Raw genomic sequence first — 22,253 nt, forward strand, 5'->3', positions numbered from 1 at the left:
TTCGCGATTTTTTTATAATTTTTCATTTACAAATCGAACGAAACGATTCCACCATACTTTTAAGAAGAAGGCTTTCTCAACATTCTTTTCAGCGACCATTTCAAAGGTTGGTTTGTCAGTGGTGATATAACCTTGACCGACTAAGTCTTTGTCATCGTAAGTCAGATGTCCAACGACTGTACCTGCTTCAAGTGGTGCAGTATGCTCAGTACTATCAGGTGTGTAAGTAACAGATGACTGTGCTCGACTACCGAGACGTTGAACAATTTTTATATCTTCTTTAGCGACTGCTGTAACCGTATCTTGCTTCCCGTCATAAACTGGAGATTTGCTATCTTGGTAGCTTTCTCCTTGATTGACGATTGTTTGAAGAGAGAAATTGGATGAGATATAATCTAAAAGAGCTGAAGTTGCTGTGAAACGAGCGTAGGGATTGGTATCTTGGTTGTCAGCGTTAAGGACAACTGTAATGATACGCATGCCTTTTTCTACAGTCGTACCTACGAAGGATGCTCCAGCTTTATCAGTCGTACCAGTTTTAAGGCCATCAACACCACCACGATAGGCAGGTAATCCCTCTAACATATAGTTTGTAGAATGAATAGTCATCCCTGCAAAAGTAGAAGAAGGTTTCTTGGTGATTTCTAGAACCTGAGGGTATTTGAGGATAAGATTACGAGCGACAATCGCAACATCATAGGCACTCAGTTTGTTTTCATCATCTTTCTTAGAGCCAGGATAGATATTATCTCCAAGAGTTTCATTATTTAGACCAGTTGTATTGACGAGGGTAGCATCTTGAATCCCCCATTCAAGAAGTTTAGCCTTCATCATATCAACAAAGTCTTTTTCTGATCCGGCAACCTTTTCTGCCAACGCGATAGCTGCACTATTGGCACTAGATACCAATGTTGCTTCTAACAACTCTTCAACAGTATAGTTACGAGCTTCCATAGGAACGTTACTTGCTTCGGAGTTAGTCGTGAGCTGGTAAGGATAATCAGATATTTCTACCGGAGTGGAAAGAGTGATTTTACCTTGTTCTAGGGCCTCATATACCAAGTAAACAGTTAGCAACTTACTGATAGAGGCAATCTCTACAGGTTGAGTAGCATCTTTTTCATATAAAATCTTACCAGTATTAGCTTCAACAGCGATGGCGTGTTTTGCAGCAACATCAAAATCCTGAGCAAATACAGTTGTAGTCGAACCAAATGAAATAAGTGTTAGTATTGTTAAAAATATTTTCTTCATAGTAATTGTATTCTATCATAAAGACAAAAAATATTCTTGTTTTTATAATGTAGGTTATCAATCTTTTTCGAAATATGGTAAAATAGGAAAAAGAGGAGGTGGCTTATGTTTCGGAGAAATAAATTATTCTTCTGGACCACTGAGATATTATTAATAACCTTAATCTTCTACTTATGGAGAGAAATGGGTGCTATTATTACACCATTTGTAAGTGTCGTAAATACAATCATGATTCCCTTTTTATTAGGAGGATTTCTCTACTACTTAACAAATCCAATCGTTATCTTTTTAGAGAAAGAGTGTAAAATCAACCGAATTATTGGGATTTTGTTAACACTTTGTGCTCTCTTCGGGTCCATAGTGATAGCTGTCGTATATCTCTTACCGATTTTAATCAATCAGTTGAGTAGTTTGATCAATTCCAGCCAAGGCATCTATGGTCGACTCCAAGATTTGGTGATAGAATTATCAAAATACCCTGCTTTCCAAGAACTTGATATTCAACAAACAATTCAACAATTAAATCTTTCTTACGTTGATATTTTACAAAATATCTTAAATAGTGTGACAAATAGTGTAGGAAGTGTTCTTTCAGCTCTAGTAAGCACTGTTTTAATTATTATTATGACACCAGTTTTCTTGATTTACTTCCTTCTAGATGGGCATAAATTTTTGCCGATGCTAGAAAGAACTATTTTAAAACGAGACAAACTTAATATATCTGGTTTAATAACAAACTTGAATGCGACGATTTCCCGTTACATAAGTGGAGTATCAATCGATGCATTCATTATCGGGTGTTTGGCTTTTATCGGTTATAGTGTGATTGGCTTAAAATATGCATTAGTTTTTGCTATTTTCTCAGGTTTAGCGAATCTGATTCCTTATGTTGGACCGAGTATTGGATTAATCCCGATGATTATTTCAAATCTGTTTACGGATCCTCAAAAGATGATAATAGCAGTTATCTATATGCTGATTATCCAACAAGTAGATGGGAATATCCTATACCCTCGAATTGTGGGTGGTGTCATGAAGGTTCATCCGATTACAATTCTCGTCCTATTATTGTTGTCAAGTAATATCTACGGTGTCGTTGGTATGATTGTTGCCGTTCCTACCTACTCGATTCTCAAAGAAATATCCAAATTCCTAGTTCGACTTTATGAAAAACATAAAGAAGTACAAGAAAAATAAAGATTTTCAAAAAGAAACAGATTCATCTGTTTCTTTTTTTATCTTTTATCAATAAATCGAGTACCGAGAAGAAGAATAAGAATAATTCACAAAATCTTTGTAAAACACTTGCAATTTAGCTAAAATTTGATAAAATAGTAAGGAAAGTTAGACTGTATTGCCTACTGTCTATCTATAAAATATATTTTATTGGAGGCTTTTACTCAAATGGCAAAAGAAAAATACGATCGTAGTAAACCACACGTTAACATTGGTACTATCGGACACGTTGACCACGGTAAAACTACCCTAACTGCAGCTATCACAACTGTTTTGGCACGTCGCTTGCCTTCAGCAGTTAACCAACCTAAAGACTATGCGTCTATCGATGCTGCTCCAGAAGAACGCGAACGCGGTATCACAATCAACACTGCGCACGTTGAGTACGAAACTGAAAAACGTCACTATGCTCACATCGACGCTCCAGGACACGCGGACTACGTTAAAAACATGATCACTGGTGCCGCTCAAATGGACGGAGCTATCCTTGTAGTAGCTTCAACTGACGGACCAATGCCACAAACTCGTGAGCACATCCTTCTTTCACGTCAGGTTGGTGTTAAACACCTTATCGTCTTCATGAACAAGATCGACTTGGTTGACGACGAAGAATTGCTTGAATTGGTTGAAATGGAAATCCGTGACCTTCTTTCAGAATACGACTTCCCAGGTGACGATCTTCCAGTTATCCAAGGTTCAGCTCTTAAAGCTCTTGAAGGTGACTCTAAATACGAAGATATCATCATGGAATTGATGAACACTGTTGATGAGTACATTCCAGAACCAGAACGTGACACTGACAAACCATTGCTTCTTCCAGTCGAGGACGTATTCTCAATCACTGGACGTGGTACAGTTGCTTCAGGACGTATCGACCGTGGTACTGTTCGTGTCAACGACGAAATCGAAATCGTTGGTATCAAAGAAGAAACTTCAAAAGCAGTTGTTACTGGTGTTGAAATGTTCCGTAAACAACTTGACGAAGGTCTTGCAGGAGATAACGTAGGTGTCCTTCTTCGTGGTGTTCAACGTGACGAAATCGAACGTGGACAAGTTATCGCTAAACCAGGTTCAATCAACCCACACAGAAAATTCAAAGGTGAAGTTTACATCCTTACTAAAGAAGAAGGTGGACGTCACACTCCATTCTTCAACAACTACCGCCCACAATTCTACTTCCGTACTACTGACGTTACAGGTTCAATCGAACTTCCAGCAGGTACTGAAATGGTAATGCCAGGTGATAACGTGACAATCGACGTTGAGTTGATCCACCCAATCGCCGTAGAACAAGGTACTACATTCTCTATCCGTGAGGGTGGACGTACTGTTGGTTCAGGTATGGTTACAGAAATCGAAGCTTAATTCGATTTAGTTCCCAGAAGAACAATTATTTAAGTCAGACATTAAAAGAATCTTGCTATGCAAGGTTCTTTTTTCTAGCTATACGAAGGCAAAATAAGACAGTATGGTAGTTGATTACGAATATAGAAACTTAATTAAATAATTATCTACTTTATTAACGAATGTATATCCTAGTTTTTCAGAATAAATTTTTATTAGGTTAAAAAGCTTTTCACAAATGCCTCTTTTTTTGATAAAATAGAAGGAAGAAAAAAAGAAATGAGTTCGTCATGTCAAAAGGATTTTTAGTCTCTCTAGAGGGGCCAGAGGGAGCTGGGAAAACGAGTGTGCTTGAAGCTATCCTTCCTGTGTTAGAAGAAAAAAATATTGAGGTTTTAACAACACGTGAACCAGGTGGAGTATTGATTGGTGAGAAGATTCGAGAAGTTATTTTAGATCCTAGTCATACTCAAATGGATGCCAAGACAGAGCTTCTACTCTATATTGCTAGTCGTAGACAACACCTAGTGGAAAAGGTCTTACCAGCACTTGCAGCAGGGAAACTGGTCATCATGGATCGTTTTATTGATAGTTCCGTTGCTTATCAAGGTTTTGGTCGTGGTTTAGATATTGAAGCTATTGATTGGCTCAATCAATTTGCGACAGATGGTCTTAAACCAGATTTGACACTTTATTTTGATATTGAAGTGGAGAAGGGGCTTGAACGAATCGCGGCAAACAGTAATCGTGAAGTCAACCGTTTGGACTTGGAAGGCTTAGACTTGCACAGAAAAGTTCGTCAAGGATATCTTTCCCTTCTTGAAAAAGAAGGTGAACGCATTGCAAAAATCGATGCCAGTTTACCACTAGATCAAGTGATTGAAAATACTAAGCAAGTCTTGTTTGACAGAATGGGGCTGACAGAATGAATCAAGAGCAATTAAAAGCTTGTCAACCTCAGCAATTTGAGCGTTTTGTTCACATTTTAGAGCAAAGACAGCTGAATCATGCCTATCTCTTTTCAGGTTATTTCGGAAGCATGGAGATGGCCTTATTTCTGTCTAAGAGTTTGTTCTGTACAGAAAAAAAGGGTGTCTTGCCTTGCGAGTCTTGTCGAAACTGTAAGTTGATTAATCAAGAAGAATTTCCAGATGTAACCATTATTCGTCCGATGAATCAAATCATTAAAACGGAACGAATCCGAGAATTAGTTGGCCAGTTTTCTCAATCAGGAATCGAAAATCAACGTCAGGTTTTTATCATTGAACAAGCTGAAAAAATGCATGTTAACGCGGCTAACTCGCTACTTAAGGTTATTGAGGAACCTCAGAGTGAAATCTATATTTTCTTTTTAACCAATGATCAAGAGCAGATGTTACCAACTATTCGAAGTCGGACTCAAATTTTCCAATTTAAGAAGCAAGTCGAAAGCCTTAGGAATCAACTTGAACAAGCAGGATTGGTCAAAAATAAGGCAAGACTTTTAGCGGAGTTTAGCCAATCACAAGCAGAAGCTGAAAAGCTGACCAATCAAACAAGTTTTTGGACTTTAGTTGAAGAATGTGAGCGATTCTATACTTGGTTAGATGCTGGAAAAAAGGAATCTTATTTACAGGTCTCAAAATTAGCTAGCTTAGCAGATGACAAAGAAAAACAAGACCAAGTCTTTAGAATTTTAGAAGTTTTAGCAGGCCAAGAGATTCAAAAAAATGCAGCACGTACAATATTGCAAAACCTTCTCGAAGCCAGAAAAATGTGGAAAGCAAATGTGTCTTTCCAGAATTCTTTGGAATACCTAGTTTTACAATAAAATGAACATGAAAACAGAAAAAGAAAGGGCTGTTCATGAACAAGAAAGAATTATTTGATGCCTTAGATGATTTTTCTCAACAGTTGTTGGCAACCTTGGCAGATGTCGAAGCTATCAAAAAAGATCTCAAGAGTGTTGTAGAAGAGAATACAGCTCTTCGTTTAGAGAACGATAAATTGAGAGAGCGCTTGAATGAGGAAGAAGAAACAGCTCCAACTAAGACCAAGCATGTTAGAGAAAACGTGAGCCGAATCTATGACGACGGTTTTCATGTGTGTCGCGATTTTTACGGTCAACGTCGTGAACAAGATGCAGAATGTATGTTTTGTGATGAATTGTTGTTTAGGGAGTAAGCATGCAGATTCAAAAAAGTTTTAAAGGTCAGTCACCTTATGGTAAGTTATATCTTGTCGCAACTCCAATTGGAAATTTAGAGGATATGACCTTTCGTGCTATTCAAACTTTAAAAGAAGTGGACTGGATTGCTGCTGAGGATACTCGTAATACTGGTCTATTGCTTAAGCATTTCGATATTTCAACCAAACAAATCAGTTTTCATGAGCACAATGCCAAGGAAAAGATTCCTGATTTGATTGATTTGTTGAAACAAGGACAAAATATCGCTCAGGTATCGGATGCAGGTCTACCTAGCATTTCTGACCCAGGTCATGATTTGGTCAAGGCGGCAATTGAAGAGGATATTGCGGTTGTCACAGTTCCAGGTGCTAGCGCAGGAATTTCTGCCTTGATTGCCAGTGGTTTAGCACCCCAACCTCATATTTTTTATGGATTTTTACCTCGAAAATCGGGACAACAAAAGCAATTTTTCGAATCAAAAAAAGATTATCCAGAAACCCAGATTTTCTATGAATCGCCTCACCGTGTGTCTGATACGTTGGAAAATTTGTTAGCAGTTTATGGTAATCGTTCAGTGGTTCTAGTTCGAGAATTGACTAAGATTTATGAAGAATACCAACGGGGGAAAATCACTGAGTTGCTTGAAAGTATCTCTGAAACACCGCTCAAGGGTGAGTGCCTTCTCATCGTAGAAGGTGCTAGTCAAGAAGTAGAAGATAAGGATGAAGAAGATTTATTCTCTGAAATACAAAATCGTATCCAACAAGGTGTTAAGAAAAATCAAGCCATTAAGGAAGTCGCTAAAATTTATCAGTGGAATAAAAGCCAGCTCTACGCAGCATATCATGAATGGGAAGAGAATCAATCGGATGACTAAACAGGGAAGTTTGCCTTCTTCCCTTTTTTTGTTATACTAGTAAAAGAAAAATTAGAAAGATTTGTGGGTGTCAAACAGTCAAGTAGCTTGTTTTGATATGAACTTAGGTTCCACCCAAAGAGGTATTAGTGTCATGTCTCAATCTTATATCAATGTTATCGGTGCTGGTTTAGCAGGTTCTGAAGCAGCTAACCAAATCGCAGAGCGTGGTATTCCGGTTAAACTCTATGAAATGCGTGGTGTCAAATCAACACCTCAGCATAAAACAGATAATTTTGCAGAATTAGTGTGTTCCAACTCATTACGAGGGGATGCTCTTACAAATGCTGTTGGGCTCCTCAAGGAAGAAATGCGTCGCCTAGGTTCTATTATCTTGGAATCAGCAGAAGCAACCCGTGTTCCTGCAGGTGGAGCGCTTGCGGTTGATCGTGATGGTTTCTCTCAAATGGTCACTGAAAAAATTGCTAATCATCCATTGATTGAAGTGGTACGCGATGAAATTACAGAATTGCCAACAGATGCTATTACAGTTGTAGCAACTGGTCCCTTGACTAGTGATGCCCTTGCTGAGAAAATTCATGCACTCAATGGAGGAGATGGTTTTTATTTCTACGATGCTGCAGCGCCCATTGTGGATGTCAATACAATCGATATGAACAAGGTTTATCTCAAATCTCGATATGATAAGGGAGAAGCGGCCTACCTTAATGCTCCAATGACCAAACAAGAGTTTATGGATTTCCATGAAGCCTTAGTTAATGCAGAAGAAGCTCCGTTGAATTCTTTTGAAAAAGAAAAATATTTTGAAGGGTGTATGCCCATTGAAGTCATGGCCAAACGTGGCATCAAAACTATGCTCTATGGTCCTATGAAACCAGTTGGTCTAGAATATCCAGAAGATTACAAGGGACCTCGTGATGGAGACTTTAAAACTCCTTATGCAGTCGTTCAGCTTCGTCAGGATAATGCGGCTGGAAGTCTCTACAATATCGTGGGATTCCAGACTCACCTCAAATGGGGAGAGCAGAAGCGTGTCTTCCAAATGATTCCAGGTCTTGAAAACGCCGAGTTTGTCCGTTATGGCGTTATGCACCGCAATTCCTACATGGACTCTCCAAATCTCCTTGAGCAGACTTATCGTTCTAAGAAACAGCCAAATCTTTTCTTCGCTGGGCAAATGACAGGTGTGGAAGGATATGTTGAATCAGCAGCTTCAGGGTTAGTAGCAGGTATTAACGCAGCTCGTCTTTTCAAGGGAGAAAGCGAAGCTATTTTCCCAGAGACAACTGCAATCGGAAGTTTAGCTCATTATATCACCCATGCTGATAGCAAACACTTCCAACCTATGAATGTCAACTTCGGTATTATCAAGGAATTAGAAGGTGAACGAATCCGTGATAAAAAGACTCGTTATGAGAAAATCGCGGAACGTGCCTTGTCTGATTTAGAGAAATTTTTATCTGTCTAATTTTTTTGAAAGAATCGCTCATGATACTATAAAAATCTTTCAAATTGTGATAAAATAGGTAGGATGAAAAAAGGAGAGAGAAAATGGTAGAACCTAAGTATAAACGTATCTTAATCAAGCTATCTGGTGAAGCCCTTGCTGGCGAACGTGGTGTCGGGATTGATATCAAAACTGTTCAAAGTATGGCCCAAGAAATCAAGGAAGTTCACGAGCTAGGAATTGAAATTGCCTTGGTTATCGGTGGTGGAAACCTTTGGCGTGGAGAACCTGCAGCAGAAGCTGGTATGGATCGTGTTCAAGCGGATTACACTGGAATGCTTGGGACAGTCATGAATGCTCTTGTGATGGCAGATTCATTGCAACAAGTAGGGGTTGATACTCGCGTACAAACAGCTATTGCCATGCAACAAGTAGCGGAGCCTTATATTCGTGGACGTGCCCTTCGCCACCTTGAAAAAGGACGTATCGTTATCTTTGGTGCAGGAATTGGTTCACCTTACTTCTCTACAGATACAACAGCAGCTCTTCGTGCAGCTGAAATTGAAGCAGACGCTATTTTGATGGCTAAGAATGGTGTAGACGGTGTCTACAATGCTGATCCTAAGAAAGATAAAACTGCTGTTAAATTTGAAGAATTGACTCACCGTGATGTCATTAATAAAGGACTCCGTATCATGGATTCAACAGCTTCAACTCTATCTATGGATAACGATATTGACTTGGTAGTCTTTAATATGAACCAACCTGGTAATATCAAACGTGTTGTATTTGGTGAAAATATCGGAACAACTGTTTCAAATAATATCGAAGAAAAGGAATAAGAAAAATTATGGCTAACGCAATTGTAGAAAAAGCTAAAGAGAGAATGACTCAATCTCACCACTCACTTGCTCGTGAATTTGGTGGTATTCGCGCAGGTCGTGCAAACGCAAGCTTGCTGGACCGTATTACTGTTGAATACTATGGTGTCGAAACACCTCTGAACCAAATCGCTTCTATCACAATTCCTGAAGCGCGTGTTTTGTTGGTAACACCATTTGATAAATCTTCATTGAAGGATATCGAGCGTGCTTTGAACGCTTCAGACCTTGGTATTACACCAGCTAACGATGGTTCTGTTATTCGCTTGGTTATCCCAGCTCTTACAGAAGAAACTCGTCGCGATCTAGCTAAAGAAGTGAAAAAAGTTGGTGAAAATGCTAAAGTTGCTATCCGTAATATCCGTCGTGATGCTATGGATGAAGCTAAGAAACAAGAAAAAGCTAAAGAAATCACTGAAGATGAATTGAAGACTCTTGAAAAAGATATTCAAAAAGCGACAGACGATGCTGTTAAACACATCGACGACATGACTGCCAATAAAGAAAAAGAAATCTTGGAAGTCTAAGAAATAAACAGAAAAACTCAGTTGGCATTGCTGGCTGAGTTTTATTCGAAAGAAGGAAACATGAATACAAATCTTGCAAGTTTTATCGTTGGACTTATCATCGATGAAAATGACCGTTTTTACTTTGTTCAAAAGGATGGTCAAACATACGCTCTTGCTAAGGAAGAAGGTCAGCATGCGGTTGGTGATACGGTCAAAGGTTTTGCTTACACAGACATGAAGCAAAAACTTCGCTTGACAACTCAAGAAGTGACTGCAACTCAAGATCAATTTGGCTGGGGTACAGTAACAGAGGTTCGTAAGGATTTGGGTGTTTTTGTTGATACAGGACTTCCTGATAAGGAAATCGTTGTGTCACTTGATATCCTGCCTGAACTCAAAGAGCTCTGGCCTAAGAAGGGCGATAAACTTTATGTTCGTCTAGAAGTAGACAAGAAAGACCGTATCTGGGGAGTTTTGGCTTATCAGGAAGACTTCCAACGTTTAGCACGTCCAGCATACAACAACATGCAAAATCAGAACTGGCCAGCAATCGTTTATCGTCTTAAGTTATCAGGAACTTTTGTCTACCTACCAGAAAACAACATGCTTGGATTTATCCATCCAAGTGAGCGCTATGCAGAGCCACGTTTGGGGCAAGTGTTAGATGCGCGTGTCATTGGTTTCCGTGAAGTTGACCGAACTCTTAATCTATCACTAAAACCTCGCTCTTTTGAGATGTTAGAAAATGATGCACAAATGATTTTGACTTACTTGGAAAGTAATGGTGGATTTATGACCTTAAATGATAAATCTTCACCAGATGACATTAAAGCAACTTTTGGTATCTCAAAAGGTCAGTTTAAAAAAGCGCTTGGTGGTTTAATGAAAGCTGGAAAGATTAAACAAGACCAATTTGGTACAGAGTTAATTTAGGGAGGCTTATGAGAAAATCATTTTATACTTGGCTTATGACAGAGCGTAATCCTAAAAGTCATAGTCCCAAAGCAATTTTAGCGGATCTTGCCTTTGAGGAGTCAGCCTTCCCAAAACATACGGATGATTTCGATCAAGTGAGTCGATTTTTAGAAGAACATGCTAGTTTTTCCTTTAATATGGGAGACTTCGATCGTATCTGGCAAGAATATTTAGAACATTAAAGATACCATAGGTGTTAAGGATAGCAATTTCTAATTGCCTTTGCTATAATAAAAAGAAATTAAAGAGTTAGAGAGGTTCTTTATTTGAAGGAACATTCAATAGACATTCAGTTAAGTCATCCAGATGACCTGTTTCATCTTTTTGGTTCCAATGAACGCCATCTTCGCTTGATGGAGGATGAGTTAGATGTTATCATCCATGCTCGTACAGAGATTGTACAAATCTTGGGAGAGGAGTCTTCTTGTGAAGAAGCACGGCAAGTAATTCAAGCCTTGATGGTCTTGGTTAATCGTGGCATGACTGTCGGAACTCCGGATGTGGTGACAGCCATCAATATGGTTAGAAACAATGAAATCGATAAGTTTGTTGCCCTCTATGAAGAAGAGATTATCAAAGACAATACTGGTAAGCCGATACGTGTAAAGACACTGGGTCAAAAACTTTATGTAGATAGTGTTAAGAACCATGATGTTACCTTCGGGATTGGGCCAGCGGGGACAGGAAAAACTTTCCTCGCAGTGACCTTGGCTGTTACAGCTCTCAAACGTGGCCAAGTCAAGCGTATTATCCTGACTCGTCCAGCAGTAGAAGCTGGAGAAAGCCTAGGATTTCTACCTGGTGATTTGAAAGAAAAGGTAGATCCTTATCTTCGACCAGTCTATGATGCTTTATATCAGATCTTAGGGAAAGACCAAACAACTCGTCTCATGGAGCGAGAAATTATTGAGATTGCCCCTTTGGCCTATATGCGTGGACGAACCTTGGATGATGCCTTTGTTATTTTGGATGAAGCCCAAAATACAACCATCATGCAGATGAAGATGTTCTTGACACGTCTTGGATTTAATTCAAAAATGATTGTCAATGGCGATATTAGCCAGATTGACCTACCTCGGAACGTCAAGTCAGGTCTGATTGATGCCCAGGAAAAACTTAAGAACATTCACCAGATTGACTTCGTTCATTTTTCAGCCAAGGATGTGGTTCGCCATCCAGTCGTTGCTCAGATTATTAGAGCCTATGAACCTCGACCTGCCAAAGCTGAAGAAAATCAAGAAGAAACAGAATAAAGAAAAAGAGCAGTTGAAAAACTGCTCTTATTTTTTTTGAATTTCTTATTAAACAAGCTCACTAATAGGTGTATAGTCACGTTCTAAACCTTCAGCAACTGGTTGACTAGTCAATTGACCTTGGTAAGTTGTAACCCCTTCACGCAAACCAGCATCTTCAAGGATTGCTTTCTTAAATCCTTTTCCTGCCAAGGCTTCGATATATGGAAGAGTCACATTTGTAAGGGCGATAGTAGAAGTACGAGCAACTGCTCCAGGAATGTTGGCAACCGCATAGTGAAGGACACCGTGTTTTTCATAGACAGGCTCATCATGGGTTGTCACACGGTCAGCTGTTGCAATAACACCACCTTGGTCTACAGCAACGTCCACGATAACAGAACCAGGACGCATTTGTTGAACCATGTCATCTGTCACTAATTTTGGAGCTTTAGCACCAGGAATCAATACTGCACCGATAACAACGTCTGCTTCACGCACACTTACTTCAATATTAAATGGGTTAGACATCAAAGTTTGGATTTGGTGACCAAAGACATCTTCAAGTACAGAAAGGCGCTTAGCGCTGATATCAAGAATAGTTACTTGAGCTCCCAAACCAAGAGCGATACGAGCTGCGTGTGTACCAACGACACCACCACCGATAATGGTTACTTTTCCTTTTGGTACACCTGGGACACCACCCAATAGAACTCCAGAACCACCAGCTTGTTTCGTCAAGAAGTGAGCTCCGATTTGGACAGCCATTCGACCTGCAACCTCACTCATTGGAACCAATAGAGGAAGTTGACCTTCAGTATCGCGTACAGTTTCATAAGCAACACCAGTTGTTTTAGCTGCAAGCATAGCATCAGCTAATTCTGGAGCAGCTGCCATATGCAAGTAGGTGAAAAGAAGTAAGTCTTCACGCAAGAATTGATATTCACTAGCAAGTGGCTCTTTTACTTTAACAACTAACTCTGCAGCCCAAGCTTCAGCAGCTGTTGCTACAATCTCAGCTCCTTGCTTTTCATAGTCCGCATCAGCAAAACCAGATCCAAGTCCAGCATTTGTTTCGATGAGGACACGGTGACCACGACCAACAAGACTCTGTACACCAGCAGGTGTCAAAGCAACACGATTTTCATTATTTTTAATTTCCTTTGGAATTCCAATTAACATAGAGATTAGCTCCTTATTTAACATTTAGGTTCTTATACGAAATCATCACGGGAAGAACCCAGTCTTTTCTTGTGATGTTCTTATTTTATATGAAACCGCTATAAATTGCAAGAAAAACTTGTAAACCTATTTCTTTTATGTTATTCTTTTACCAACCTATTTTAGGAGGTGAAATCATGGAATCACTATTTATCAAACTAGCTAAGCATCTCGTTATCGAAACAGAGCGCTTAGTACTTAGACCTGTAACACTTGATGATGCAGAAGCCATGTTTGAGTATGCTTCAGATAAAGAAACTACGCGCTACACTTTTCCAACCAATCAAAGTCTAGAGGAAACAAAGAATAACATTGCCCAGTTTTATCTAGCCAATCCATTGGGTCGATGGGGAATTGAATTAAAAAGTACAGGAGAGTTTATCGGAACCATTGACCTGCACAAGATCGATACTGTTCTTAAGAAGGCAGCCATTGGGTATATTATCAATCAAAAATATTGGAATCAAGGTTTGACAACTGAAGCCAATCGAGCTGTAATTGAACTGGCTTTTGAAAAGATAGGAATGAATAAGTTAGATGCCTTTCATGATAAGGATAATCCCGCATCAGGAAAGGTCATGGAGAAATCAGGAATGCGTTTCTCTCACGAAGAACCACATGCTAGAATGGATAAAAATGAACCTGGAAGATTCGTAACAGATGTCCATTATATCTTGACCAAGGAAGATTATTTTGCAAATAAGTAAGCAGTTGAAAAGATTTTTCAGCTGTTTTTTCTTTCTCTTACGAATAGGATAAGAGAGGAGAAATTATGGAAGAACTTATTGAGAAAATCAAAGAATATAAAATCATTGTTATCTGTGCTATTTTGGGTTTAGTCTTGGGTGGATTTTTTCTCCTAAAGCCAGTCGCTCAAACACCGGCTAAGGAAAGCAATTTGCAAACAGAAGTTACAACTGTTTCAAAGGATTCGACGGAGGAAAAGGAAGATAAAAATCAGAAGGAAGAAGTGGTGGAGCAGGATCTGATTACTGTCGATGTCAAAGGTGCTGTCAAATCACCAGGAATCTATGATTTGCCAGTTGGAAGTCGGATCAATGATGCTGTTCAAAAAGCTGGTGGACTGACAGATAATGCTGATAGTAAGTCTATCAATCTTGCCCAGAGAATTAGTGACGAAGCGCTTGTCTATGTTCCAACTAAGGAAGAAGCTACCAGTCAAGAGGCGCATTCAAATGCTTCCAACACCAAAGGAAATAAGAAAGTCAATCTTAATAAAGCCAGTTTAGAAGAACTTAAACAAGTCAAGGGGTTGGGAGCCAAACGTGCTCAGGATATCATCGACCATCGTGAGTCCAACGGTAAGTTTAAGTCAGTTGATGAGCTCAAAAAGGTTTCTGGTATTGGTGCAAAAACGATAGAAAAGTTAAAAGAGTATGTCACAGTGGATTAGTCGATTTCCCATCCCAAAAATCTATCTCAGTTTTCTTTTATTATGGCTCTACTATGCTATCTTTTCAGCGAGCTTTTTAGCACTTTTGGGCTTTGTCTTTTTACTGCTCTGCCTCTTTTTTCAATTTCCATGGAAGACTGTGGTCAAGGTTCTCTTTATTTGTGGACTATTTGGAAGTTGGTTTATATTTCAAAAATGGCAGCAAGAAGAAGCGAGTCAACATCTTGTTGACTCCGTTAATACGGTACGAATCTTGCCTGATACGATCAAGGTCAATGGAGATAGTTTATCCTTTCGTGGGAAGGCTGATGGCAGACTCTTTCAGGTCTATTATAAATTCCAGTCAGAGGCTGAGAAGGAAAGGTTTAAAGAGTTATCTGAACTGCATGAGATAGTAGTAAAAGGAAAGCTAGCTATTCCTCAAGGAGCAAATAATTTTGCTGGATTTGATTATCGAAACTATCTCAAAACACAGGGGATTTATCAGACCTTAACGATATCGGAAATTGTCGAATTAAAGCAAATTTCTAGTTGGGATATAGGAGAAAATCTATCCAGTTTGCGAAGAAAAGCAGTTGTCTGGATAAAAAGGAATTTTCCTGACCCCATGCGTAATTATATGACAGGTCTTTTATTAGGGCACTTGGACACAGATTTTGAGGAAATGAATGAACTCTATTCCAGTCTAGGGATTATTCACCTTTTTGCTCTGTCAGGAATGCAGGTCGGTTTCTTCATGGATGCTTTTAAAAAGTCACTCTTACGATTGGGTTTGACGCAAGAGAAGTTCAAATGGCTTGCCTATCCCTTTTCTTTGGTCTATGCAGGTTTGACAGGGTTCTCAGCCTCTGTTATTCGTAGTCTCTTACAAAAACTTTTGGCTCAACATGGCTTCAAGGGGCTGGATAACTTTGCTTTGACGGTCCTTGTCTTGTTTATTGTGATGCCGAATTTCTTCCTAACTGCTGGTGGAGTGCTCTCCTGTGCCTATGCCTTTATCCTGACCATGACTGGTGAAGAAGTAGCAGGGATAAAAGGTCTGGTGAGAGAAAGTTTCATTATTTCCTTAGGAATTCTGCCAATTTTATCATTCTATTTTTCTGAATTTCAACCTTGGTCCATACTCTTAACCTTTGTTTTTTCTTTTTTATTTGATATGGTCTTGCTACCACTTTTATCAATGCTCTTCTGTCTTTCATGGATATATCCTATTACCCAGTTTAACTTTCTCTTTGAATGGCTAGAGAACATCATACGCTATGTTTCTCAGCTATCTACTAGACCCTTTATTTTTGGTCAACCGAGTCTTTGGGTTCTGGTATGTCTATTAGTCTCTTTGGCGCTGATTTATGATTATCGTAAAAATTTGAAGAAAACACCTTTGCTTATCCTATTTATCGTTTTACTTTTCTTAGTAACCAAACATCCACTGGAAAATGAAATCACAGTCCTAGACATGGAGCAGGGACGAAGCATTTTTCTAAGAGACATGACAGGAAAAACAATATTACTGGATGTCGGTGAAAAGTTAGCAGTTGAGAAAAAAGAAGCTTGGCAGGAGAAAGTCACCTCGAGCATTGCCAAACGGAGTTTAATTCCCTATCTGAAAAGTCGAGGAGTGGCAAAGATTGATCAGCTTGTTTTAACGGATAGTGAACCTAAGCAACTAGACCATCTACTAGAAATTAGTAAAGCCTTCAATCTTGGAGAGATTCTAGTAACTGAAGAAACTCTATCTAAAAGAGAATTTATGGATAAATTAGAGGAAAGTAACTTGAAAGTACGTCCTCTTAAAACAGGAGAGCAGTTATTTATTTTTGGGAGTAGTTTGGAAGTAATCGAAAATCAAAACAGGGATAGTAAAGCCTCAATAGCAATGTATGGAAAGCTACTAAATCAAACTTTTCTAGTCACTGGAAATATAGAGGAGAAGTTCTTAGCAAGCTCTTATCCAAAACTCCAAGCAGATGTAGTGATAACTCATCAGCAAGCATCGAAGAAAAAGACAGATGTCGAAGTCTTCGAAATCTTTCAGCCTAAAATCACTGTCATTTCAGTAGACAAGAAGAAAAAATTTAAAGAAAAAAATGGGGAGAATAACCAAGAATTTGGGAATTCGATTTACAAAACGGATCAAAAGGGGGCCATTCGTTTTAAAGGTTGGGGTGCTTGGCAAATAGAAACAGTTCGCTGAGCTTAGCTTTTCAAGAAAATTAAAATTGTCTAAACAATCAATCAAAACTTGATTTTAGAACCTTTTTGCTATAAAATGGTAAAGATTAGTGTCAAACTTTTATATTGCAAATAGGAGAAAACATGACAAAAACTTTGAAACGTCCTGAGGTTCTATCACCTGCAGGAACACTTGAAAAACTAAAAGTAGCTGTTCAATATGGAGCAGATGCTGTCTTTATCGGTGGTCAGGCCTATGGTCTTCGTAGCCGTGCAGGGAACTTTACTTTCGAACAAATGGAAGAAGGAGTACAGTTCGCGGCTAAGTATGGAGCTAAGGTATATGTGGCTGCTAATATGGTCATGCACGAAGGAAACGAAGAAGGGGCCGGCGAATGGTTCCGTAAATTACGTGATATTGGGATTGCAGCGGTTATCGTCTCAGATCCAGCCTTGATCATGATTGCAGCAACAGAAGCACCAGGGCTTGAAATCCACCTTTCAACACAAGCAAGTGCGACTAACTACGAAACCCTAGAATTCTGGAAAGAACTTGGCTTGACTCGTGTCGTTTTGGCGCGTGAGGTTTCTATGGAAGAATTGGCAGAGATTCGCAAACGTACCGATGTTGAGATTGAAGCCTTCGTTCATGGAGCTATGTGTATCTCATACTCTGGTCGTTGTACTCTTTCTAACCATATGAGCATGCGTGACGCCAACCGTGGTGGATGTTCACAATCTTGTCGTTGGAAATATGACCTTTACGATATGCCGTTCGGTAAGGAACGTAAGAGTCTCAAGGGAGAAATTCCTGAAGAATTCTCTATGTCTGCGGTTGATATGTCTATGATTGACCATATCCCAGATATGATTGAAAATGGTGTGGATAGTTTGAAGATTGAGGGCCGTATGAAGTCTATCCACTATGTTTCAACAGTAACAAACTGCTACAAGGCTGCTGTTGATGCCTATCTTGAGAGCCCTGAAAAGTTTGAAGCTATTAAGCAAGACTTGATTGATGAAATGTGGAAGGTTGCCCAACGTGAGTTGGCTACAGGTTTCTACTACGGAACACCATCTGAAAATGAGCAACTTTTCGGAGCTCGTCGTAAGATTCCAGAATACAAGTTTGTTGCAGAAGTAGTAGCTTATGATGATGCGACTCAGACAGCAACCATTCGCCAACGCAACGTTATCAACGAAGGTGACCAAGTTGAATTCTACGGTCCAGGTTTCCGTCATTTTGAGACTTATATAGAAGACCTTCACGATGCTAAAGGAAATAAAATCGATCGTGCCCCAAATCCAATGGAACTTTTGACTATCAAGGTTCCTCAACCAGTAGAAGCTGGTGACATGGTACGTGCTTTGAAAGAAGGTCTCATCAATCTTTACAAAGAAGATGGAACAAGCGTCACAGTTCGTGCCTAGATAAGGAAAAAGAATGGTTCAAGCTCATGGCTTACTAGTAGATCATGAAAGCAGATGTGTTCATTACCATAGTGACAAAGATATCGTAGCACTTCAGTGCTATGATTGTAAGAAATACTACGCCTGTTATCAGTGTCACAATGCTATAGAAGCACATACATTTTGTCCTTATCCTTTAAATCTGAAAGAGGATAGACCCATCTTATGTGGATCCTGCGGGAATACACTAACGTATGTCGAGTATACCGAGAAGGGAACTTGTCCATTTTGTAAAGCTGCATTTAATCCAGCTTGTCAAAATCATCACTCAATTTATTTCAGATAAAAACTGACAAATCCGAGTTGTAAAACTCGGATTTTTGTTTTCAGAAAACATAGAAAGATAGTAAAAGGTTCGTGAAAGGTTCGTGAAAAGGGAATAAAATTTTCTATATAATTGTCTTGAAAATCGTAAAATTGGAAATAAATGATTCAAAACGCTTCCATTCCTAGTAAAAAGTTGACAAAAGCAAATTTTAGGACTAAACTAGGGAGGTAAATTTAATTTAAAAAAGGAGAATTCGTCATGAATTTAACATTTTTCGGACTTTGTCTTGCCTGTATGGGTGTATCTCTTGCAGAAGGATTTTTGATGAACGGTTTGTTCAAATCTGCAGCACGCCAACCAGATATCATCCCACAATTGCGTAGTTTGATGATCATGGGGATTGCCTTTATCGAAGGAACATTCTTTGTAACCTTGGCGATGTCATTTGTCATTAAATAGACAACTCTATTTAGAAATGGAGGTGTCAAACCATGGAAGAAAGTTTGAATCCAACCGTTAATATTGGACCAATATCCTTTGATTTGACCCTGCTTGCCATGTCTCTTGTAACTGTTTTGATGGTTTTTGCCTTTGTCTACTGGGCAAGTCGTGAAATGACCATCCGTCCAAAGGGCAAACAAAATGCTCTTGAGATGATTTATGACTTTGTGATTGGTTTTACCAAACCAAACATTGGAGAATCATACATTAAGGATTATTCCTTGTTTCTGTTTTCTCTATTTCTGTTTATCTTGGTTGCCAACAATATTGGCTTAATGGCAAAAGTACAAACAACAAACGGTTATAACTTGTGGACTTCCCCAACAGCTAACCTTGGATACGATTTATCCCTCTCATTATTGATCACTTTGATCGCCCATGTAGAAGGAGTTCGTCGTAGAGGCGTTAAAGAATATTTGAGAGCATTTGTTACACCTGGCTTTATGACTCCGATGAACATTTTAGAAGAGTTCACCAATTTTGCTTCCTTGGCGATTCGGATCTACGGAAATATTTTTGCCGGTGAGGTCTTAGCTGGATTGCTATTGACCTTGTCACAAAATGCTTTGTATTGGTATCCTTTTGCCTTTATCGCAAACATGTTATGGACAGCCTTTTCAATTTTCATTTCATGTATTCAGGCTTATGTATTTACCATGTTGTCATCAATGTACATTGGTAAAAAAATAAATGAAGGGGAAGAGTAAGTAGAGGAGGATTAGAAGATGGATTTAACTATTAGTACCATTATCGGTGACTTTATTCTTATCGCTGGTTCCTTCCTTTTATTGATCTTTTTAGTGAAGAAATATGCTTGGGGAAATATTTCCAGCATCTTAGATGAACGTGCTGAAAAGATTTCTTCAGATATTGATGGTGCCGAAGAAGCCCGTAAAAAGGCTGAGGAACTAGCTAGCAAACGTGAAGCTGAGTTAGCAGGAAGCCGTACCGAAGCTAAAACTATTATCGAGAATGCAAAGGAAACAGCTGAGAAAAGTAAAGCTGATATTTTGGCCGAAGCTAAACTTGAAGCAGGGCGCTTAAAAGAAAAAGCCAACCAAGAAATTGCTCAAAATAAAGCTGAAGCTTTACAAAGCGTTAAGGGAGATGTAGCTGATTTAACAATTAGTCTAGCTGGAAAAATCATCTCTCAAAACCTTGACAGTCAGGCCCATAAAGAACTCATTGATCAGTATATCGATCAGCTAGGAGAAGCTTAATGGACAAAAAGACTCTAAAGGTAATTGAAAAATACAGCATGCCTTTTGTCCAATTAGTGATTGAAAAAGGAGAAGAAGATTCTATTTTTTCAGACTTGTCTCAAATCAAGCAAGTAGCTGAAGAAACAGGCTTACCTTCTTTTTTAGCTCAGGTGGCAGTAGATGAGTCGGATAAAGAAAAAACGGTTCGTTTTTTCCAGGACTCTGTGTCACCTTTAGTACAAAACTTTATCGAGGTTCTACTTTACAATCACAGATCAAACCTGTTTTATGATGTGATTGTAGATTGCTTGAATCGTCTTGAAAAAGAAACCAATCGTTTTGAAGTGACTATTTTGTCTGCACATACTTTGACTGATGAACAGAAAGAACGACTAGTTCCTCTAATCGAGAAAAAGATGTCTCTAAAAGTTCGTAGCATTAAGGAAAAAATCGACGATAGTTTAATCGGTGGTTTTGTTATTTTTGCCAATCACAAGACAATTGATGTGAGTATTAAGCAACAACTTAAAGTTGTTAAGGAAAATTTGAAATAGAAAGTGGTGTTCTTTTGGCAATTAACGCACAAGAAATCAGCGCTTTAATTAAGCAACAAATTGAAAATTTCAAACCCAATTTTGATGTGACTGAAACAGGTGTTGTAACCTACATCGGTGACGGGATTGCGCGTGCACATGGACTCGAAAACGCCATGAGCGGTGAGCTGTTGATTTTTGAAAATGGCTCTTATGGTATGGCGCAAAACTTGGAATCAACAGACGTCGGTATTATCATCCTTGGGGACTTTACAGATATTCGTGAAGGCGATACAATTCGTCGTACAGGGAAAATCATGGAAGTTCCAGTTGGTGATAGCTTGATTGGACGTGTTGTCGATCCACTTGGTCGTCCTGTAGACGGACTTGGTCCAATCAACACAGATAAAACTCGTCCAGTTGAAGCACCAGCTCCTGGTGTTATGCAACGTAAGTCTGTATCAGAACCATTGCAAACTGGTTTGAAAGCTATTGACGCCCTTGTTCCAATCGGTCGTGGCCAACGTGAGTTGATCATCGGTGACCGTCAAACAGGGAAAACAACTATCGCTATTGACGCTATCTTGAACCAAAAAGGTCAAGATATGATTTGTATCTATGTAGCGATTGGACAAAAAGAATCAACAGTTCGTACACAAGTAGAAACACTTCGTCAGTACGGTGCCTTGGATTACACAATCGTTGTGACAGCCTCAGCTTCACAACCTTCACCATTGCTTTTCCTTGCACCTTATGCAGGGGTTGCTATGGCGGAAGAGTTCATGTACCAAGGGAAGCATGTGTTGATCGTTTATGATGACTTATCTAAACAAGCGGTAGCTTATCGTGAACTTTCTCTCTTGCTTCGTCGTCCTCCAGGTCGTGAAGCCTTCCCAGGGGATGTCTTCTACCTTCATAGCCGTCTACTTGAGCGTTCTGCTAAGGTTTCAGATGAGCTTGGTGGTGGATCTATCACGGCTCTTCCATTTATCGAGACCCAAGCTGGAGATATCTCAGCTTATATCGCCACAAACGTAATCTCTATTACGGATGGACAAATCTTCCTAAGTGATAGTCTCTTTAATGCGGGTATTCGTCCGGCTATTGATGCAGGTTCTTCTGTATCTCGTGTTGGTGGTTCTGCTCAGATTAAAGCCATGAAGAAGGTTGCTGGTACTCTTCGTATCGACCTTGCTTCATACCGAGAGTTGGAAGCCTTCACCAAATTTGGTTCAGACTTGGATGCAGCTACACAGGCTAAATTGAACCGTGGTCGTCGTACTGTAGAAGTATTGAAACAACCAGTTCATAAACCATTACCTGTTGAGAAACAAGTAACCATTCTGTATGCCTTGACTCATGGATTCTTGGATACAATATCAGTTGATGATATTGTTCGTTTCGAGGAAGAGTTTCATGCCTTCTTTGATGCCCAACATCCTGAGATTTTGGCAACTATTCGTGAAACAAAAGACTTGCCAGAAGAAGTAGTCTTGGATGCTGCGATTACCGAGTTTCTCAATCAATCCAGCTTCCAATAAGAATAGAGG

General features: G+C 39.3%; 24 protein-coding genes. 22 read left to right on the forward strand and 2 right to left on the reverse strand.

The genetic code is table 11. The features are described from left to right. Positions 1–12: 12 nt before the first annotated feature. The gene (gene pbp3 / locus I1J71_RS00405) at positions 13–1,254 is read right to left on the reverse strand and encodes a D-alanyl-D-alanine carboxypeptidase PBP3 (protein ID WP_195183322.1); all 1,242 of its coding nucleotides are present in this window, start codon (positions 1,252–1,254) and stop codon (positions 13–15) included. 105 nt (positions 1,255–1,359) lie between these two features. Between pbp3 and I1J71_RS00410 the strand changes: the two genes are divergently transcribed. From I1J71_RS00410 to I1J71_RS00465, 12 genes are all read left to right on the forward strand, one after another. Further along, positions 1,360–2,451 carry an AI-2E family transporter gene (locus I1J71_RS00410; protein ID WP_195183323.1) on the forward strand — a complete coding sequence of 364 codons (1,092 nt, stop codon included), beginning with the start codon at positions 1,360–1,362 and terminating at the stop codon, positions 2,449–2,451. A 207-nt stretch (positions 2,452–2,658) separates the two neighbouring features. Further along, the gene (gene tuf, locus I1J71_RS00415) at positions 2,659–3,855 is read left to right on the forward strand and encodes an elongation factor Tu (protein ID WP_006154249.1); all 1,197 of its coding nucleotides are present in this window, start codon (positions 2,659–2,661) and stop codon (positions 3,853–3,855) included. 269 nt (positions 3,856–4,124) lie between these two features. Next, positions 4,125–4,763, forward strand: a complete 639-nt coding sequence (tmk, locus tag I1J71_RS00420; protein ID WP_195183324.1) for a dTMP kinase — start codon at positions 4,125–4,127, stop codon at positions 4,761–4,763. Further along, positions 4,760–5,644, forward strand: a complete 885-nt coding sequence (locus tag I1J71_RS00425) for a DNA polymerase III subunit delta' (RefSeq protein ID WP_195183325.1) — start codon at positions 4,760–4,762, stop codon at positions 5,642–5,644. The genes tmk and I1J71_RS00425 overlap by 4 nt, the downstream gene beginning before the upstream one ends. Before the next feature lie 35 nt (positions 5,645–5,679). Continuing rightward, positions 5,680–5,997 (forward strand): DNA replication initiation control protein YabA, encoded by a 318-nt coding sequence (gene yabA / locus I1J71_RS00430; RefSeq protein ID WP_178894890.1) that lies wholly within the window; start codon positions 5,680–5,682, stop codon positions 5,995–5,997. Between the two features lie 2 nt (positions 5,998–5,999). Continuing rightward, positions 6,000–6,878, forward strand: a complete 879-nt coding sequence (rsmI, locus tag I1J71_RS00435) for a 16S rRNA (cytidine(1402)-2'-O)-methyltransferase (RefSeq protein ID WP_178894891.1) — start codon at positions 6,000–6,002, stop codon at positions 6,876–6,878. Positions 6,879–7,011: 133 nt separating this feature from the next. Beyond that, complete coding sequence (gene trmFO / locus I1J71_RS00440) at positions 7,012–8,346, forward strand: methylenetetrahydrofolate--tRNA-(uracil(54)-C(5))-methyltransferase (FADH(2)-oxidizing) TrmFO (RefSeq protein WP_195183326.1); 1,335 nt, start codon at positions 7,012–7,014, stop codon at positions 8,344–8,346. 83 nt (positions 8,347–8,429) lie between these two features. Next, positions 8,430–9,167 carry a UMP kinase gene (gene pyrH / locus I1J71_RS00445; RefSeq protein WP_006145718.1) on the forward strand — a complete coding sequence of 246 codons (738 nt, stop codon included), beginning with the start codon at positions 8,430–8,432 and terminating at the stop codon, positions 9,165–9,167. 8 nt (positions 9,168–9,175) lie between these two features. Next, the gene (frr, locus tag I1J71_RS00450; protein WP_006152642.1) at positions 9,176–9,733 is read left to right on the forward strand and encodes a ribosome recycling factor; all 558 of its coding nucleotides are present in this window, start codon (positions 9,176–9,178) and stop codon (positions 9,731–9,733) included. Positions 9,734–9,793: 60 nt separating this feature from the next. Then, positions 9,794–10,648 carry an RNA-binding virulence regulatory protein CvfB gene (cvfB, locus tag I1J71_RS00455; RefSeq protein ID WP_178894894.1) on the forward strand — a complete coding sequence of 285 codons (855 nt, stop codon included), beginning with the start codon at positions 9,794–9,796 and terminating at the stop codon, positions 10,646–10,648. Positions 10,649–10,656: 8 nt separating this feature from the next. Then, complete coding sequence (locus tag I1J71_RS00460) at positions 10,657–10,872, forward strand: YozE family protein (RefSeq protein ID WP_006154472.1); 216 nt, start codon at positions 10,657–10,659, stop codon at positions 10,870–10,872. An 84-nt stretch (positions 10,873–10,956) separates the two neighbouring features. After that, complete coding sequence (locus I1J71_RS00465; protein ID WP_195183327.1) at positions 10,957–11,943, forward strand: PhoH family protein; 987 nt, start codon at positions 10,957–10,959, stop codon at positions 11,941–11,943. A 48-nt stretch (positions 11,944–11,991) separates the two neighbouring features. On the opposite strand, the gene ald is transcribed toward I1J71_RS00465, so the two are convergent. Continuing rightward, positions 11,992–13,104: an alanine dehydrogenase gene (gene ald, locus I1J71_RS00470; RefSeq protein WP_178894896.1), complete on the reverse strand. Its 1,113-nt coding sequence runs from the start codon at positions 13,102–13,104 to the stop codon at positions 11,992–11,994. Between the two features lie 176 nt (positions 13,105–13,280). On the opposite strand from ald, the gene I1J71_RS00475 reads away from it, so the two are divergent. The 10 genes from I1J71_RS00475 (at position 13,281) to atpA (ending at position 22,244) form a co-directional block, all read left to right on the forward strand. After that, positions 13,281–13,850: a GNAT family N-acetyltransferase gene (locus I1J71_RS00475; protein WP_195183328.1), complete on the forward strand. Its 570-nt coding sequence runs from the start codon at positions 13,281–13,283 to the stop codon at positions 13,848–13,850. 65 nt (positions 13,851–13,915) lie between these two features. Continuing rightward, a complete protein-coding gene (locus I1J71_RS00480) occupies positions 13,916–14,557 on the forward strand; it encodes a helix-hairpin-helix domain-containing protein (RefSeq protein ID WP_195183329.1) in 642 nt (213 codons plus the stop codon). Next, positions 14,541–16,751 (forward strand): ComEC/Rec2 family competence protein, encoded by a 2,211-nt coding sequence (locus I1J71_RS00485; RefSeq protein ID WP_195183330.1) that lies wholly within the window; start codon positions 14,541–14,543, stop codon positions 16,749–16,751. The genes I1J71_RS00480 and I1J71_RS00485 overlap by 17 nt, the downstream gene beginning before the upstream one ends. A gap of 122 nt (positions 16,752–16,873) precedes the next feature. After that, on the forward strand, positions 16,874–18,160 hold the full coding sequence (locus I1J71_RS00490) for a peptidase U32 family protein (protein WP_075228700.1): 1,287 nt from the start codon (positions 16,874–16,876) through the stop codon (positions 18,158–18,160). Positions 18,161–18,173: 13 nt separating this feature from the next. Next, a complete protein-coding gene (locus tag I1J71_RS00495) occupies positions 18,174–18,485 on the forward strand; it encodes a CHY zinc finger protein (protein ID WP_195183331.1) in 312 nt (103 codons plus the stop codon). A gap of 240 nt (positions 18,486–18,725) precedes the next feature. Next, positions 18,726–18,926: a F0F1 ATP synthase subunit C gene (locus I1J71_RS00500; protein ID WP_001054551.1), complete on the forward strand. Its 201-nt coding sequence runs from the start codon at positions 18,726–18,728 to the stop codon at positions 18,924–18,926. A 32-nt stretch (positions 18,927–18,958) separates the two neighbouring features. Continuing rightward, positions 18,959–19,675, forward strand: coding sequence for a F0F1 ATP synthase subunit A (atpB, locus tag I1J71_RS00505; protein WP_178894902.1), 717 nt, complete (start codon positions 18,959–18,961; stop codon positions 19,673–19,675). 18 nt (positions 19,676–19,693) lie between these two features. Then, a complete protein-coding gene (gene atpF / locus I1J71_RS00510) occupies positions 19,694–20,188 on the forward strand; it encodes a F0F1 ATP synthase subunit B (protein WP_195183332.1) in 495 nt (164 codons plus the stop codon). Then, positions 20,188–20,724, forward strand: a complete 537-nt coding sequence (locus tag I1J71_RS00515) for a F0F1 ATP synthase subunit delta (protein ID WP_178894904.1) — start codon at positions 20,188–20,190, stop codon at positions 20,722–20,724. The genes atpF and I1J71_RS00515 overlap by 1 nt, the downstream gene beginning before the upstream one ends. A gap of 14 nt (positions 20,725–20,738) precedes the next feature. Beyond that, entirely contained in the window at positions 20,739–22,244 is a 1,506-nt protein-coding gene (gene atpA, locus I1J71_RS00520) for a F0F1 ATP synthase subunit alpha (RefSeq protein ID WP_178894905.1), read from the forward strand. The last annotated feature ends 9 nt before the right edge of the window (positions 22,245–22,253 follow it).

This window comes from Streptococcus infantis (assembly GCF_015546995.1).
GTDB lineage: Bacteria > Bacillota > Bacilli > Lactobacillales > Streptococcaceae > Streptococcus > Streptococcus infantis_J.